The following is a 16505-nucleotide window of genomic DNA, read 5'->3' on the forward strand; positions in this document are numbered from 1 at the left end:
CTCAAACACATTTACCACCACCTACACATTTAAAGGCAAGACAACCATGACCCTCCATACTCTCAGCACTTCATTCCAATACCCTGCACCCGACCTGAATAAAATTCAGAAAAGCAGGGAGGAACTCAATTATAAAATTCGCACCTTGAGCACTATTTATTTACCCGTCCTAGGGGAAGAGTTGAACGCGCTACAGATGGAAATCAATTCCACCGACGAACAGACACTGAAAGCCATCACCCAGGTACCCGCCGCACTACAAACCAGTGAAATTCAGCGATTTCATACCGTCATTGAAAAACTACAGCACGAAACGCCCACACCAGAACAGCAGGAGGCCATTGATAGTTACTACGGCGAAATAAAGTTACTGATTGAGGCCGGCACATCCGAAACATTGAAATTCGCGACAGGACTGAACAACAACCTGGCGAATTTGAAAGCAACCACACTCAGTGACAACCAATATCGGATCAATGAACTGGATGTTTCAATCAACAATATCACTCCGCGCCTCGCCGAAGAAAAACTCGCCATTGAGAAACTGGTAAAAAATGAAACAGAACTGAACGAAGCGATCAAAGTCATTGAAGCAACGGACACCTTCACGCTGATCAAGGAGCTTTTTCTCACGACCGAAAAACTGTCCGCACTTAATCTATCAGCCCCTCAACTTGAACTCGTCAAGGCAGGCATTGCCGCAGCAGGTAAAGTCCTGGGGTTGATCAGCGACGCTATCAAGTATGACAATCTGATTGAGGCCAGACGTCAGATACAAACGCAGCTAGATGACCGCCGCAAGAGCTCGTCTCTCATTGACAAAAACATAGAAACCCTTCAAGACCGAAAAAAACAATTAACTGAATTTCAGGCAATAAAAACTCCGAGAGAAGATTACACACGTGAAATGAGCATCATCGCCGAATCCATTAATAAATTTTTGGAGCTTACCAGGCATGACGCTTCCGACGAACTGAAGTCTGTCGTTAAACAGTTCATCGAACAGTCAAACGTCTTCATCAAGCATTTGGATAACCTTCGCAAGGAGTGGCGCAGCTAAACCGGGCGCCATCCAGCTCGGTGGAACACACAGATTAAGGCGAGGGGGAAAGTACTCCGTGCTTTTTCCCTCGCCTTGGTGGCCATCGCGGCCCCTTGACACTCAGTCCCACACTTCTCTGCCTAGACCGCAAGCGCCTGTTTTTGCAATTGAACGACGCGCTGTTGATAGCGCTGCGCCAGTGCCCGGAAATCGGGATGGGGAGCATGCAACAGTGCCTGGCTACTGACTCGCAAGAAGTTCAAATTCCCTGCCGCCAATACCTTATGGAGCCACACTAAGGCCTCCTCGACTTTCCCCGCGTTCGCCAGAACAGCCGCATAGCTGAATTGCCCGCGAAAATCTCCGCCCTCGGCAGAACGCTGATACCACTGAAGGGCAGCAGCAGGATCGGCCGGGCAGTACTGGCCGTCTTCAAGGTAACGGCCCAGCAGGTTCATCGACTTCGCATGACCCCGTTCGGCTGCGCGGCGATAGAGACTCAATGCTTGCAACTGATCCTCAACCACGCCGCGTCCGGTGGCCAGCAGGTTGGCGTAGTTGTACATCGCCCAATCCAGCCCGCCCTCCGCTGCGATCCGGTAGTGCCGCGCTGCAACCGAAGCATCGGCAGCACAACCCCAGCCATGTTCATGGCAACGGCCAAACATGTTGCGCGCCATCAGGTGCCCTTGTCGGGCGGCAATGTCGAACCAACGCAGTGCCAGCGGTTGATCCTGGGCGATGCCCTGCCCGTCCAGCAGGATCTGCCCGAGCAAGGCCTGGGCCTCGAGTTCGCCTTCCCGGGCTGAGATCAGTATCGCCTGGGCCGCCCGCGCAGGGCTTTCCTTGAGCATGGCTTTGAGCCGATCACCGTCGAGGACTTCCTCGCGGCGCAGTTGATAACTCATACCTCGACCCAGCGACGCAGCAGGTTGTGATAGGTGCCGGTAAGGCGAATCAGCGACGGGTGATCGGGCATGTCCCGGGTCAGTTGCTGGATCGCTTCGTCCATCTCGAACAGCAAGGCACGCTGGCTGTCTTCGCGCACCAGGCTCTGGGTCCAGAAAAACGACGCATAACGCGCACCACGGGTGACGGCATTGACCTTATGCAGGCTGGTCCCCGGGTAGAGCACCAGATCGCCGGCCGGCAACTTCACCCGTTGGGTACCGAAGGTGTCCTGGATTTCCAGTTCGCCACCGTCGTACTCGTCGGGGTCGCTGAAAAACAGCGTGGACGACAGATCGGTGCGCACCCGCTCGATGCTGCCCTTGGGCTGGCGCACGGCGTTGTCGATATGAAAGTCGAAGCTGCCACCTTCGGTGTAGCAATTGATCAGCGGCGGGAAGACCTTGTGCGGTAACGCCGCGGACATGAAGCGCGGGTTCTTCCACAGCCGCTCCAGCATGGCGGCGCCGATTTCCTTGGCCAGTGGATGGCCTTCAGGCAATTGCAGGTTGTGCTTGGCCTTGGCCGATTGATAGCCGGCGGTGATCTTGCCGTCGGCCCAATCAGCCTGCTCCAGAGCCTCGCGAATGCGCTGCACCTCTTCACGGGAGAACAAGCCGGGAATATGCAGCAGCATGGGGCGGTACCTGAAAGCGAAGGGATCGTAATGGTATTGATTCTTATTGACTATGTAAAATCGCCATGACGAACGAGACTGTAAAAACCGTAAGGACAAATTGTAAAGAATGTAAATTCAATGCAAATAGCAATGTATCTCAATTGATACAAATACGTATTTACCCTATATTCCGCCGCCTCAAATCCTTGGGGAGGGGAATTCACCATGTCACGCCAACCACTACAATCACCCGTTAGCTCACCGCGTTTGCTCGCTTCTGCCATTGGCATGGCGATCACCGCCAGCTCCGCAAGCCAGATGGTTTTCGCGGCCGAGAAGACTGACGAGAAAGCACCGAGCAATGCGATTGCTCTGGATGCCACCAGCGTGACCGGTGAGGCCCAGGAATCGACGTCCTACCAGGTAGAAAAAGCCTCTTCGCCCAAGTACACCGCGCCGTTGATCGATACCCCGCGTTCGGTGACCGTGATCCCGCAACAAGTCCTCAAGGACACGGGCGCCCTGAACATGCAGGATGCGCTGCGTACCGTGCCGGGTATCACCTTCGGTGCCGGTGAAGGCGGTAACCCGCAGGGCGACCGTCCCTTCATCCGTGGTTTCGACGCCCAAGGCGATACGTACCTGGACGGCGTGCGCGACACCGGTTCGCAAAGCCGTGAAATCTTTGCCGTTGAATCCATCGAAGTCAGCAAGGGCCCGAACTCCGCCATCGGCGGTCGTGGCGCGGCGGGTGGCAGCATCAACCTGGTGAGCAAGAAAGCCCACCTGGGCGACTCGCTCGACGGCGGCTTCACCTGGGGCTCCGACCAGACCCAACGCTACACCATGGACGGCAACTACCAGTTCAACGATACCGCTGCCGGCCGCCTGAACCTGATGAGCCACGAAAGCAACGTCGCCGGCCGTGACAGCGTCGACTACGACCGTTGGGGCGTCGCGCCATCCCTGGCCTTCGGCCTGGGCACCGACACTCGCGTCAACCTTGACTACTACCACCTGGAAAGCAACGACACGCCGGATTCGGGTATCCCGTATACCGTGCCGGCGTCAGGCAAAACCGCTGACCGCACCAAGAGCAACCCGGACAAGCCCTACGCTGGCGGCGACAGCAGCAACTTCTACGGCCTGACCGATCGCGACTTCCGCAAGACCCGTACCGATACCGCGACCTTCGCCATCGAGCACGACCTGAGCGACGCGCTGACAGTCAAGAACACCCTGCGCCACGGCAGCAGCATGCAGGACTACATCCTGACCCAGCCGGACGACAGCAAGGGCAACGTGAACAACGGCACCGTGTGGCGCCGCGCCAACACCCGGGTCAGCAACACCGACACCACCACTAACCAGACCGACCTGTTTGGTGACATCTACATCGCAGGCTTCAAGAACAGCTTCTCCACCGGCATCGAGTTCAGCCGCGAAGAAAGCGAGAAGTCCTCGTACAACGTCAACACCGACACCGTGCCGGGCGGCAGTGCCAACAGCAATTGCACCCCATCGATGATCGGCGCGCCAAGCGGCTACAACTGCACCTCGCTGTCCAATCCGACGCCGAGCGACCCATGGAACGGTGCGATTTCGCGCAACTACGCCGGGACAGACACAAAAGCCAATACCCGCGCCATCTACGCGTTCGACACCCTGGAACTGTCGCAGCAATGGCTGGTGAACATGGGCCTGCGTTACGACCACTTCAACACCAAGTACCGTACCTATGACGCTTCTGGCGCGACGCTCGTGACCAAAGGCAACGCTGCCAAAGGCGAGGACACCAGCGAGTTCATCACCGGTCAATTCGGCGTCATCTACAAGCCGGCCGAAAACGGCAGCATCTACGCCTCGTATGCCACTTCCGCCACCCCACCGGGCAACTTCGTCGGCGAGGGCATGGAAGGCAACTCGTTGCCGGGTACCACCGACCGTGCCGGCAACCTGCTCAACAGCGACATGGAGCCGGAAACCACCAAGAACTACGAGATCGGGACCAAGTGGGACTTGCTGAATGATCGCCTGTCGCTGACTGCCGATATCTTCCGCACCGAGAAAGACAACGCCCGCGTCCAGGTCGATTCCACCACCTATGAAAACGCCGGTACCACCCGCGTCCAAGGTCTCGAGCTGTCGGCCACCGGCAAGCTCACCGACAAATGGCAAGTGTTCGCCGGCTATGCCTACATGGACAGCGAGCAAGTCGATGGCGGCCCGATGAGCGTGACCGATGGCAACGAGCTGCCAAACACGCCTAAAAACAGTGCCAGCGTCTGGTCGACCTACCAGGTCACGCCGAAGCTGACGGTCGGTGGCGGCGCGTTCTACGTCGATGACGTGTTCGGCAGCGTGGCCAACACCACCATGGTTGATTCCTACGTTCGCTACGATGCCATGGCCGCCTACAAGCTGACCAAAAACATCGACCTGCAACTGAACGTGCAGAACCTGACCGACGAAACCTACTACGACAAAGCCTTCTCGACCCACTTCGCCAACCAGGCGGCGGGCCGTACGGCATTGCTGAGCACCAACTTCCACTTCTAATGGAAGCGGTTAGTGGCCTGTGTGGCCAGTTCTGTTAATCAACTTCGGCGCCAGCATCCGAATTTGAGCTAACGAACTAGCCGTACAAGCCACAAGGCCCCGTTCATCCTGATGAGCGGGGCTTTTGTGCGCAAGAAGGAAGGCTTCTCGACAACTCACGGCATAATGCGCGCCGTGAAACACATATTTGAACGAGCAAGGCGGTCGACGTGTTGAAGAAAACCCTGTTCCAGTTGCATTGGTTCTTCGGCATCAGCGCAGGCCTGGTGCTGGCCTTGATGGGCATCACCGGTGCCGCGGTGTCGTTTCAGGACGAGATCCTGCGGGCCCTCAACCCACAGGTCCTGCAGGTGGAAAAACGCCCGGCCGGTGTGCTGCCGCCCGTGGACCTGGTGGCCAGCGTCGAAGCCATCGAAGGCAAGAAAGTCGCGATGCTCTGGGTCGAAACCGACAGCGGCAACGCCGCACGCGTGTACTTCACCCCGCCCCCCGGCGAACGCCGCGGGCAGATGCGCTACTTCGACCCCTACACCGGCCAGTACATGGGCGATGCCGTCGGCCAGGGCTTCTTCGACCTGATGCTGAAACTGCACCGTTTTCTGGCCATGGGCGACACCGGCCGGCAAATCACTGGTGCCTGCACCCTGATCCTGATCTTCTTCTGCCTGTCCGGGTTGTACCTGCGCTGGCCGCGGCAGTGGCAAAGCTGGCGGGCCTGGCTGACCCTGGACTGGAAGAAAAAAGGCCGCGGCTTCAACTGGGACCTGCACTCGGTCGCCGGCACCTGGTGCTTGCTGGTGTACCTGCTGGCCGCCCTGACCGGCTTGTCCTGGTCCTATGAGTGGTACAACAAGGGCCTGAACAAACTGCTGTCCGACTCGCCGCAGAGCGAGCGCGCAGGCAAGGGGCGTGGCGCTAAACCGCCGGCAGGTCCGGCACCAGTGGCTGATTACAATGCCATCTGGAGCAGCATCTACAGCACGGCAGGCCCGGGTTTGAGCACCTATAACGTGCGCATGCCGCCAGTGGCCGGCCAACAGGCGACGGTGTTCTACCTGCTGAAGGATTCACCCCATGACCGGGCACTGAACCAGATCAGGCTCGACCCGGCCACCGGCGTCATCCAGCGGCATGATCGCTACAGTGACAAAAGCTTCAAGGCGCAACTGCTGACCAGCATCTACGCGCTGCACGTCGGCAGTTACTTCGGGATCGTCGGGCGGATCGTACTGATGGTCGGCGCCGCGCTGATGCCGCTGTTCTTCATCACCGGCTGGTTGCTGTACCTGGACCGTCGGCGCAAGAAACGCCAGGTCAAACAGGCGCGCAAAGACCTGGCGCCCACCACCGGCAATGCACCAGCATGGTTGATCGGGTTTGCCAGCCAGAGTGGTTTTGCCGAACAACTGGCCTGGCAGACCGCCAGCCAATTGCAGGCCGCAGGGCTGCCGGTCAAGGTGCAGCCCCTGGCCAGCGTGAGCGAACAGGACTTGCGCGATTCAGGCAATGCGTTGTTCGTCGTCAGCACCTTTGGCGATGGCGAGGCGCCGGACAGTGCCCGTGGTTTCGAGCGTAAAGTGCTGGGCCAGGCAGCAACGCTTGCCAGCCTCAATTACGCGATCCTTGGCCTGGGTGACCGGCAGTATCAGCACTTCTGTGGCTTCGCCAGACGCTTGCACGCGTGGCTGGCAGAGCATGGCGGCACCACGCTGTTTGCCCCGGTGGAAGTCGACAGTGGCGACCCCTACGCCCTGAGCCATTGGCAGCAGCAACTCGCTCAATTGACCGGACAAGCACCGGTCGAGACCTGGAAAGCGCCCGGTTACACCCACTGGACCTTGAGCGCCCGTGACCTGCTGAACCCCGACAGCGCAGGCTCCGAAGTCTATTTACTGAGCCTGACCCCACCCGACACCAGCAGCTGGCTGGCCGGCGACCTGGTGGAAGTGCTGCCACGCAATTGCCCGTGGGCGGTTGAGCACTTCCTGGACGGGCTGGGTATCCCCGGCAACACCCAGGTGCAACTCGATGGCTTGCCGGAGTCCCTGGAACAAGCGTTGACCAGCCGCCAATTGCCGGGCAATCGCGCTCACTTGGTGGGCCTGCACGCTCAGGCACTGGTGGATGCCTTGGTGCCGCTGGCCATGCGCGAGTATTCGATTGCCTCGATTGCCGCCGACGGGGTATTGGAACTGATCGTGCGTCAGGAGCGTCATGCCGATGGCAGCCTGGGCATCGGCTCTGGCTGGCTGACCGAGCACGCCGCCGTGGGTTCGTCGATCAGCCTGCGGGTCCGGCGCAACAGTGGCTTTCATCTGCCCGCCTCCCCGGTGCCGATGATTCTGCTGGGTAACGGCACGGGCCTGGCCGGCCTGCGCAGCTTGCTCAAGGCGCGGATTACCGAGGGCCAGACCCGCAACTGGCTGCTGTTCGGCGAACGTAATCGCGCCCATGACTACCTGTGCCGCGATGAGCTGGAAGGCTGGTTGATCGAGGGTGACCTGGAACGCCTGGACCTTGCGTTCTCACGGGATCAGGCCGAGAAAGTCTACGTGCAGGATCGCCTGCGCCAACAGGCCGTCGAGTTGAAGAAATGGCTGGCCGAGGGCGCTTCGATCTACATCTGCGGCAGCCTGCAAGGGATGGCCAGTGGGGTGGATCAGGTGCTCAACGACGTGCTGGGTACAGAAGCGGTCGAACGCTTGATCGAACAAGGGCGCTACCGCCGCGACGTTTACTGACACTCACCATCCGATGAGGGAGAGAGCCAGGCGACGCTCCGCTGGCTCGCTCCCGCATCAGGTCCGGCGCTCATACCGGCTGCAGCTTCTGCTCAAACACCCCCACCCCATCCAGATCGCGCAGCACCACGCTCATCTCCCCCGTCTGCCCATCGATGTTCACCTCGCCAAAAAACTGAAATCCGGCAAAGGGTGAGGTGTTCTGCGCAGGCGGCGCTTTCTCGAACACTACTTGCGGGCCGAAGGTTTTATCCAGCGGGTTGGGCCCGAAGCTGCCCGCGTTCAAGGGTCCGGCGACGAACTCCCAGAACGGTTCGAAGTCCTGAAAGGCAGCACGATCCGGGTGGTAATGGTGCGCGGCGCAGTAATGCACATCGGCCGTCAGCCAGACAACGTTGCGCACAGTCTGTGCCCTCAAGAACCCCAGCAATTCTGCAATTTCCAGCTCACGGCCCTGAGCCGGGCCGGGGTCACCGTTGGCCACCGCTTCCCAGCGCGGTACACCAGGGCTCACTTCGCCGTCCGGTACGCTCAGGCCAACAGGCATGTCGGCGGCGATGACTTTCCACTGTGCGCCGGACTGCTTCAGCTCACGCTTGAGCCAGTCCAGTTGCTCACGCCCCAGGAAAGGTTTCTCTGCGCCCAGGTTGTCATCGTTGGTCCCGCGATAGCTGCGCATGTCCAGCACGAACACGTCCAGCAGAGGTCCGTAACCCAGCTTGCGGTAGATGCGCCCGCCGTTGTCGGCTGTTTGCAAACGCATCGGCGCATATTCGAGCCAGGCTTGTCGCGCCCGACCGACCAGGCTGTGGATATCTTTATCTCTGTAGCGTTCGTCCAGCAACTTGCCCGGCGACCAGTTGTTGACCACTTCGTGGTCGTCCCACTGCCAGATCTGCGGCACTTCGGCGTTGAAGCGACGAATGTTTTCGTCCATCAGGTTGTAGCGATAATTGCCGCGATACTCATCGAGGGTTTCAGCGACTTTGCTCTTCGCCTCGCTGGTGATGTTGCGCCACACCCGGCCGCTTTCGGTAGTCAGTTGCGCCGGCACCGGGCCGTCGGCGTAGATGGTATCGCCGCAGTGGATGAAGAAGTCCGGCAGGCGCAAACGCATGGCCTCGTAGATACGCATGCCGCCGATGTCCGGGTTGATGCCGAAGCCCTGGCCGACAGTGTCACCGCTCCAGACAAAGCGGATATCCCGACGACTCTGCGGCACGCTGCGCAGGTGACCGAACCAGGGCTCGCTGGCCACACCGGTCCGGGCGTCTTCGAAGGACACACGGTAGAAAATCGCCTGGTCGGCGGGCAGTCCGGTCAACTCGACGCGCGCCGTGAAATCGGTGCGGGCGTCGGCCAGGGGCGAGACGAACCGGCGAGGGTTGTTGAACAGACTGCGGGTGTCCCACTCAACGACCATTCGCGCCGGACGATCGCTGCGGCTCCAGATCATTGCCCGGTCGCCCAACAGGTCACCGGACTGTACCCCGTCGGTCAGCTGCGGACGCTCCTTGACCGACGCGATGACCGCCGGAGCCAGGCCAGGCAACAACAGCCCGGCGCCAACGGCTTGCATGACTCGACGACGTCCCGGGTCGAATTCGCTCATGGTGTTCTCCCTGAAAAGGGAAACTTAAGCATGCCCGAATGAAACCGTTGTGACAGGCACACATCTGCGTGGCGAGGGAGCTTGATCCCTCGCCACAGGTCAATAGCAGCCGCCGAAACCGCCGACCTGTCAGGCCTTGGCGGGCTCCAGCGCCAGTTCGGTCACTTCCGGGCGCTTGACCACGGCATAGACCACCGCGGTCAGCAGACTGCCGGCGACAATCGCCAGCAGATACAACAACGCGTGATTGATCGCGTTGGGGATCAACATCACGAACAACCCACCGTGGGGCGCCATCAGCTTGCAGCCGAAGTACATCGACAGCGCGCCGGTCAACGCGCCGCCGGCAATGCTCGCCGGAATCACCCGCAACGGGTCCTTGGCGGCGAACGGAATCGCCCCTTCGGAAATAAAGCACAGCCCCAGCACCAGCGCTGCCTTGCCCGCCTCGCGCTCGGTCTGGGCGAACTTGCGCCGGGCGATGAAGGTGGCAATGCCCAGGCCAATCGGCGGCACCATGCCGGCGGCCATGGTCGCGGCCATCGGTGCATAACTTTGCGAGGCCAGCAGCCCCACCGAGAACGCATACGCCGCCTTGTTGATCGGCCCGCCGAGGTCGACGCACATCATCGCGCCCAGTAACACACCCAGCAGAATCGCATTGGTGGTGCCCATACTGTCGAGGAAGTGCGTGAGCCCGGCCAGCACCCCGGCCACCGGTTTGCCGACCACGTAAATCATGATCAGGCCGGTGAACAGGCTGGCCAGCAAGGGGATGATCAGAATCGGCTTCAACGCTTCCAGGCTTTGCGGCAAGCGCGCATAACGATTGATCGCCTGGGCCGCGTAACCGGCGATGAAGCCGGCAATGATCCCGCCAATGAAACCGGCCCCCAGGGTACTGGCCAGCAGACCGCCGATCATCCCCGGCGCCAGGCCCGGACGGTCGGCAATCGAGTAGGCGATGTAACCGGCCAGCAAGGGCACCATCAACTTGAACGCGGTGTCGCCGCCGATCTGCATCAGTGCCGCGGCAAGCGTGCCCTCTTCCTTGAACGCGGTGATGCCGAACACAAACGACAAGGCGATCATCAGACCACCGGCCACCACCATAGGCAGCATGAACGACACGCCCGTCAGCAGGTGTTTGTAGACACCGGTCTTCTCTTGAGCGGCCGGCCCCTTGGAGCCGCTTGAGGCCGCTTCCTGCTTGCCTTCTGCCAAGGCCTTGTTCAGCGTTGCTTCGGCGTGCTTGAGGGCAACGCCGGTACCGCATCGGTAGATTTTCTTGCCGGCGAAACGCTCGGTGGCGACTTCAATGTCCGCCGCCAGCAGCACCACGTCGGCATCGCTGATGGCTTGCGCGCTCAACGGGTTGCGCGCGCCGACCGAGCCCTGGGTCTCGACCTGCAAGTCATAGCCCAACCGCTTGGCCGCTTGCTGCAGGGCCTCGGCGGCCATGAAGGTGTGGGCCACACCCGTCGGGCAAGCCGTGACCGCCACCAGACGCGGGGCCGCCTGGCGGGTCGCCAGCGGTTCAGCCGCCTGCGGGGCAACGTAGACCTGGGCTTCTGAAGCGCCACGGCGCAGCACCGCGTCGACGTCCTGCAAGGCCTGGGACGGCGTGCTCTGGAACACGCGCTTGCCGACAAACCGCGACATGTCCAGCGCACCGGTGCTGACCAGCAACACCCACTCGGCCTCCTCAAGGGTCGCGGTGGACAACTGGCGCTCCGGGTGTGCCGGGTCATGCACTTCGACACTGGTGCTCCAGCCCTGGCGCTGCGCCGCCGCCTCCAGTAACCGGGCGCACAGCACACTGGTGACCATGCCATTGGGGCAGGCCGTAACGATGGCTAACTTCATGACCTACCCTCTTATTGTTCTGTCAGGGGATGAACGCGCACCCCCTGTTCGAGCCGCGCCAACTGCGCCGCATCGCCGATGCCAAAGCCGATCTGGGTGACCGCCATGGCGGCAATCGCCGTGGCGGTGCGCAACGTCTGTTCAGGCAGATCGGCACTGAGCAGGCCGTGGAGCATTCCGGCCAGCAATGAGTCACCCGCCCCGACCGTACTGGCCACACGAACCGTCGGCGATGAGGCATGCATCGCCGAGCCGACACTGAACCAATTCACGCCATCGGAACCGTGGGAAATCACCACATGCTCGATGCCTTTGGCGTGCAGGCGGCTCGCGGCTTGGGCTTGGGCGGCCACTGAAAGCGTTTCGTAACCCAGTGCATCGGCCAACTCCTGGGCATTGGGCTTGATCAACCACGGGCCGGCTGTCAGACCAACGCGCAAGGCTTCGCCACTGGTGTCGAGCGCCACTTTCAAGCCCAGTTGCTTCAAACGCACGATCAAGGTCTTCAACCAGTGCGCACTGACGCCTTGGGGTAGACTGCCCGCCACCACCACCGCGTCATGTCCTGGTGCTATCTGCTCCAACCGCGCCAGCAGCGCCTGCTGCGCCACCCCACTGACCACCGGTCCCGGACCGTTGATGTCGGTGATGCGCCCATTGGCTTCGGCCAGCTTGATATTGCTGCGGGTCTCTCCCGGCACACGGATAAAGCCATCGACAAATCCACGCTCGGCGAACAACGCCTCGAAGGCCTGGAGATTGTCCTCGCCAAGAAATCCACTGACGGTCAGTTGATGACCCAGATCGGCCAGTACCTGTGCCACGTTCACCCCCTTGCCGGCAGCATGGGTGTGCATGGTTTCACTGCGGTTGAGCTGACCGGGCTCCAGGTGCGACAGCTGAACCGTGAGGTCCAGCGCCGGGTTGAGGGTCAGGGTTAGAATCTTAGCCATTACAGTGCCTCCACTAACGCGCGCACTTCCTGTGCGCTGCCCACGGCCAATGCCTGTTGGGCCAGATATGTTGCCTGCTCAAGACTCAACTCGCGAACCCGCGCCTTGACCTCGCCGATACTGCGCGCCCCTACGCTCAACTCATCCACCCCCAGCCCCACCAGCACTGGTACCGCCAGCGGATCGGCCGCCAGCTCGCCACAGACGCCGACCCACTTGCCATGAGCATGGGCGGCCCGCACGGTGATGTCGATCAATTGCAGGACCGCCGGGTGCAATCCATCAGCCTGTGCCGATAGCGTCGGGTGACCCCGGTCGATGGCCAGGGTGTATTGAGTCAGGTCGTTGGTGCCAATGCTGAAGAAGTCGACTTCCCTGGCCAGCACCGGCGCCAGCAATGCCGCCGACGGCACTTCGACCATGATCCCCAGTTGCAGGTCGGCCACCGGGATTTCCAGACGCAGGCGTTCGGTCATGTCCCGCGCCTGGCGCCATTCGTCCAGGCTACCGACCATTGGAAACATGATTCGCAACGGGCGGTTGCCAGCAGCGCGCAGCAAGGCGCGCAACTGCGCCTGCATGACGTGCGGGCGCTGCAGGGTCAGGCGAATGCCACGCACACCCAGGAACGGGTTTTCTTCCTTGGCAATCGGCCAATACGGCAGCGGCTTGTCACCGCCGACATCAAGGGTGCGCACCACCAGCGGCCGCCCGGCCAGGCCATCGAGCACCCGACGATACTCGGCTTCCTGAGTGGCTTCGTCCGGTGCTTGTGGGTGCGCCATGAAAATCAGTTCGGTGCGCAGCAATCCAATGCCTTCGGCGCCCTGCTCCACTGCACTGTGCACGCCCGCGCTTTCACCGATGTTGGCGAACACTTCCACCGGATGACCGTCGAGGGTCAGCGCCGGTTGATGACGTTGTTCAGCGGCGACCTTGAGCCGCTGCTCGCGGCTGTCGCGTTCTTGAATCGCGCGCTGCAGGGTCGCGGCGTCGGCATCGACATGCAGTCGGCCGCGCTGGCCATCCAGCAGCAACGGGGTGCCCGGTGCCAGCAACAACACTGCCGCGCCCGCGCCGACCAACGCCGGGATACCCAGCGCCCGGGCGACGATAGCACTGTGGGCGGTGGCGCCACCCCGTGCGGTAAGAATGCCGGCGACCCGGGCCGGATCCAGCCGCGCCACATCGGACGGCCCCACTTCATCCATCACCAGAATGTACGGTTGCGCAGGCTCGCTCGGGGTTTCAATGCCGCACAACTGAGCCAGCACCCGGCGGCCGATATCGCGCAAGTCTGCCGCGCGTTCGGCGAGCAAGGCGTCCTGCAAGGACTCCTGTTGCCTGGCTGCCGCGTCGATCACCGCCATCCAGGCCGCTTGCGCACTCTCCCCCTGCTTGAGACGGGTATCGACCTCATCCGTCAATTCCGGGTCGTCGAGCATTTCCTGGTGAGTGATGAAAATCTCACGAATGGCCTTGGCCTGGCTGCGCTGGATCAGCCCTTCAATGCTGTGGCGCACCTCAGCCAGCGCCGCTTTCAGCCGCTCGCGCTCGATCGCGGAGGACTCGCCACGCAACGGGTAATCAATGGCTTGCTGAACCTGTATATGGGCCGGACCAATGGCAATCCCCGGCGCGGCGGCAATGGCCTGAACCAGGCTGCCCGGGCTCGGCGCGACGATCTCCAGGGTGTCTTCAGCAATCACCGCTGGTTGAACGGTCGCGGCCGGCAAGGGTTCAACGTCTTCCCCCAGCCCCTCTTCAATGGCCGCCAACAAGGCGGGCAAGGCGTCGGCGGCAATGCTTGGCTCAGCGATCAGCTCCAACACCTGCCCACGATGGGCACCCAGGCTCAGCAGTTTACTCAGGCTTTTCACCGATACCGCACTGTCCTGGCCATCGACGATCCGCACGCGAATCTCGCCCTCAAAGCGCTTGGCCAGTTGGGCGAGGATTTTCGCCGGCCGCGCATGCAAACCGTGCGCATTGGCCAGCGCGATGCGAGCGCTGGGCCAATCAGCCGGCAACTCGCCACCGAGCACCTCCAGGACCGCGCGACGACTGGTGGCCCGTCCCAGTTCATGGCCGCGACCTTCAATCAACAGGGCGCATAACCGCTCAAGCAATGCCTGGTGCGCTTCGCCCAGGCTGGCCAGGCAGAACAACCCGCTCAGTGGCTGGCCAAGGTAACGGATCGGTTTGTCCGGCGTCACGAACGCCAGGCCCGGGCGCTTGACCGTTTGCTCGCTGTGCAGCCACCACAAGCCATCGCCCAGGGGCAGCGCTTCAACCTGCTGCAGGACGGCCGCAAAACCGTTGCCCACACAATCGGCCTGACGCAACAACCGCGCGCCCCGCCAGACCAGCTCTTCGAAATCTTCGGCGCAGACCCCCAGGCCGATCATCTGGGCATCCAGCGCCAACTCCTGCGGGGCGCTTTGCAACAGCTTGAGCAAGGCTTCGGCAGAACCGGCTCGACGCAATGCCTGGCCCAGGTCGGTTTCACCCAAGGCGCGAGTCAGCAGTTGCAGCAGGTGTAAATGCTCGTCGGACTTGGCCGCGATGCCGATCGCCAGGTAAACCATCTGACCGTCGCCCCAGTCCACCCCGTCAGGGAACTGCAACAGACGCACACCCGTGGTGTGCACCAGATCACGGGTTTGCGGGGTGCCATGGGGAATGGCAATACCTTGACCGAGAAAGGTCGAGCCTTGGGCTTCACGTGCCTGCAACCCGCCAAGGTAACCCTCGGCCACCAGACCGTCGGCGACCAGGCTATCAGCCAGCACACGCAATGCAGCGGCTTTATCCACAGCCGACTGGCCCATGGATATCTGCTCTATAGTGAGCTCGAGCATGCTTTCTCCTTTTGGGTACGGGGGCCGCACCAGGTATTGTTTTGAATGAATAAGCTTAGGCTTTAATCCGCGCACTCTCTTTCAGGGCATCCTTTGGCGGTTTCACGGCAGTCATGGCCAAAGGCGCCAATGGAGAAGAAAATACGCTTGCTGAAACGTTTAATCTAGATGAATTGGCACGTTACTCGATAATCGCTCATGCTTGAAGTCCAACCGGTCGGATGCTTGCGACATTGGTCGCCTGCCGTAATCGGGTAGGATTGGCCACAATGTCGGGGCAAGCTCGAACAAACAAGGAATTCCCGGGTTGAAACTCAGTGATATCGCCCAGCTGGCCGGTGTGTCCGTGACCACCGCCAGCTATGTCATCAATGGCAAGGCCGAACAGCAGCGCATCAGCAACGCCACGGTCGAGCGTGTCCGCGCGGTGGTCGAGCAGCACGGCTTCACGCCTAATCCTCAAGCCGCCGGGTTGCGCAGTCGGCACACCCGCACCCTGGGCTTTATCCTGCCGGATCTGGAAAACCCCAGCTACGCACGGATTGCCAAATTGCTGGAGCAAGGTGCCCGGGCGCGCGGCTATCAGTTGCTGATCGCCAGCTCCGACGACGCCCCGGACAGCGAGCGGCAATTGCTGGCGCTGTTTCGCGCCCGACGCTGCGATGCCCTGATCGTTGCCAGCTGCCTGCCAGCCGGCGATGACAGCTATCGCCAGTTGCAGGCCAAGGGCTTACCGATCATTGCCATCGACCGGGTCATGGAGCCTGAGCATTTCTGCTCGGTGATCAGCGATGACCGCGAAGCCAGCCTGCAGCTCACACGAAGCCTGTTGCAACCGGCCCCCAGGCAGATCGCCCTGATTGGCGCGCGGCCCGAACTGAGCATCAGCCAGGAACGTGCCGCCGGCTTCAAACAGGCCCTGGTCGAGTTCAAGGGCCAGGTGCTGATCGAACACGGCGAGTCATTCAGTCGCGACTGCGGTCGGCAACTGATGGAAGAACTGCTGCAACGCCTGGGTCACTTGCCGGATGCGCTGGTGACCACCTCCTACGTGCTGCTGCAAGGCGTGTTCGATGCCTTGCACGACTTCCCGTTGAAGACCCGTCCACTGCGCCTGGGCACCTTTGGTGACACCCAGCTGCTGGACTTCCTGCCGCTACCCGTCAACGCCATGGCCCAGCAGCATCGACTGATCGCCGAAAAGGCCCTGCAACTGGCCCTCGCTGCCATTGAGCAAGACCACTATCAACCCGGCGTACAGGCCATTGCGCGGACGTTCAAGCAGCGCATTCACCAGGACTGAA

10 protein-coding genes are annotated in these 16505 nt (G+C 61.3%); 4 read left to right on the plus strand and 6 right to left on the minus strand.

Annotated elements, in window-relative coordinates; genetic code table 11:
• The first annotated feature begins 46 nt into the window (after positions 1-46).
• Positions 47-1060 (plus strand): alpha-xenorhabdolysin family binary toxin subunit B, encoded by a 1014-nt coding sequence (locus CKW07_RS11655; protein WP_095145036.1) that lies wholly within the window; start codon positions 47-49, stop codon positions 1058-1060.
• Positions 1061-1182: 122 nt separating this feature from the next.
• Here the strand turns inward: CKW07_RS11655 and CKW07_RS11660 are convergent, their stop codons facing one another.
• Together CKW07_RS11660 and CKW07_RS11665 are read right to left on the minus strand one after the other, a co-directional pair.
• Positions 1183-1950 carry a tetratricopeptide repeat protein gene (locus CKW07_RS11660; protein ID WP_095145037.1) on the minus strand — a complete coding sequence of 256 codons (768 nt, stop codon included), beginning with the start codon at positions 1948-1950 and terminating at the stop codon, positions 1183-1185.
• Positions 1947-2627, minus strand: coding sequence for a Fe2+-dependent dioxygenase (locus CKW07_RS11665; RefSeq protein WP_095145038.1), 681 nt, complete (start codon positions 2625-2627; stop codon positions 1947-1949). Before CKW07_RS11665 ends, CKW07_RS11660 begins: the two co-directional genes overlap by 4 nt.
• Positions 2628-2834: 207 nt before the next feature.
• On the opposite strand from CKW07_RS11665, the gene CKW07_RS11670 reads away from it, so the two are divergent.
• Both CKW07_RS11670 and CKW07_RS11675 read left to right on the plus strand, forming a co-directional pair.
• Positions 2835-5168, plus strand: a complete 2334-nt coding sequence (locus tag CKW07_RS11670; RefSeq protein WP_095145039.1) for a TonB-dependent siderophore receptor — start codon at positions 2835-2837, stop codon at positions 5166-5168.
• Positions 5169-5377: 209 nt separating this feature from the next.
• A complete protein-coding gene (locus CKW07_RS11675) occupies positions 5378-7909 on the plus strand; it encodes a sulfite reductase flavoprotein subunit alpha (protein WP_095145040.1) in 2532 nt (843 codons plus the stop codon).
• Between the two features lie 70 nt (positions 7910-7979).
• Here CKW07_RS11675 and CKW07_RS11680 read toward each other — a convergent pair whose 3' ends face one another.
• The 4 genes from CKW07_RS11680 to ptsP form a co-directional block, all read right to left on the minus strand.
• On the minus strand, positions 7980-9521 hold the full coding sequence (locus CKW07_RS11680; protein ID WP_095145041.1) for an alkaline phosphatase: 1542 nt from the start codon (positions 9519-9521) through the stop codon (positions 7980-7982).
• A gap of 129 nt (positions 9522-9650) precedes the next feature.
• On the minus strand, positions 9651-11387 hold the full coding sequence (locus CKW07_RS11685) for a PTS fructose-like transporter subunit IIB (protein WP_095145042.1): 1737 nt from the start codon (positions 11385-11387) through the stop codon (positions 9651-9653).
• Between the two features lie 11 nt (positions 11388-11398).
• Positions 11399-12340: a 1-phosphofructokinase gene (gene pfkB / locus CKW07_RS11690; RefSeq protein ID WP_095145043.1), complete on the minus strand. Its 942-nt coding sequence runs from the start codon at positions 12338-12340 to the stop codon at positions 11399-11401.
• Positions 12340-15201, minus strand: a complete 2862-nt coding sequence (gene ptsP, locus CKW07_RS11695; RefSeq protein WP_095145044.1) for a phosphoenolpyruvate--protein phosphotransferase — start codon at positions 15199-15201, stop codon at positions 12340-12342. Before ptsP ends, pfkB begins: the two co-directional genes overlap by 1 nt.
• Before the next feature lie 307 nt (positions 15202-15508).
• On the opposite strand from ptsP, the gene cra reads away from it, so the two are divergent.
• Positions 15509-16504 carry a catabolite repressor/activator gene (gene cra, locus CKW07_RS11700; RefSeq protein WP_095145045.1) on the plus strand — a complete coding sequence of 332 codons (996 nt, stop codon included), beginning with the start codon at positions 15509-15511 and terminating at the stop codon, positions 16502-16504.
• Position 16505: the final 1 nt, after the last annotated feature.

It is taken from the genome of Pseudomonas sp. Irchel s3b6 (genome assembly GCF_900187415.1).
Taxonomy (GTDB): domain Bacteria; phylum Pseudomonadota; class Gammaproteobacteria; order Pseudomonadales; family Pseudomonadaceae; genus Aquipseudomonas.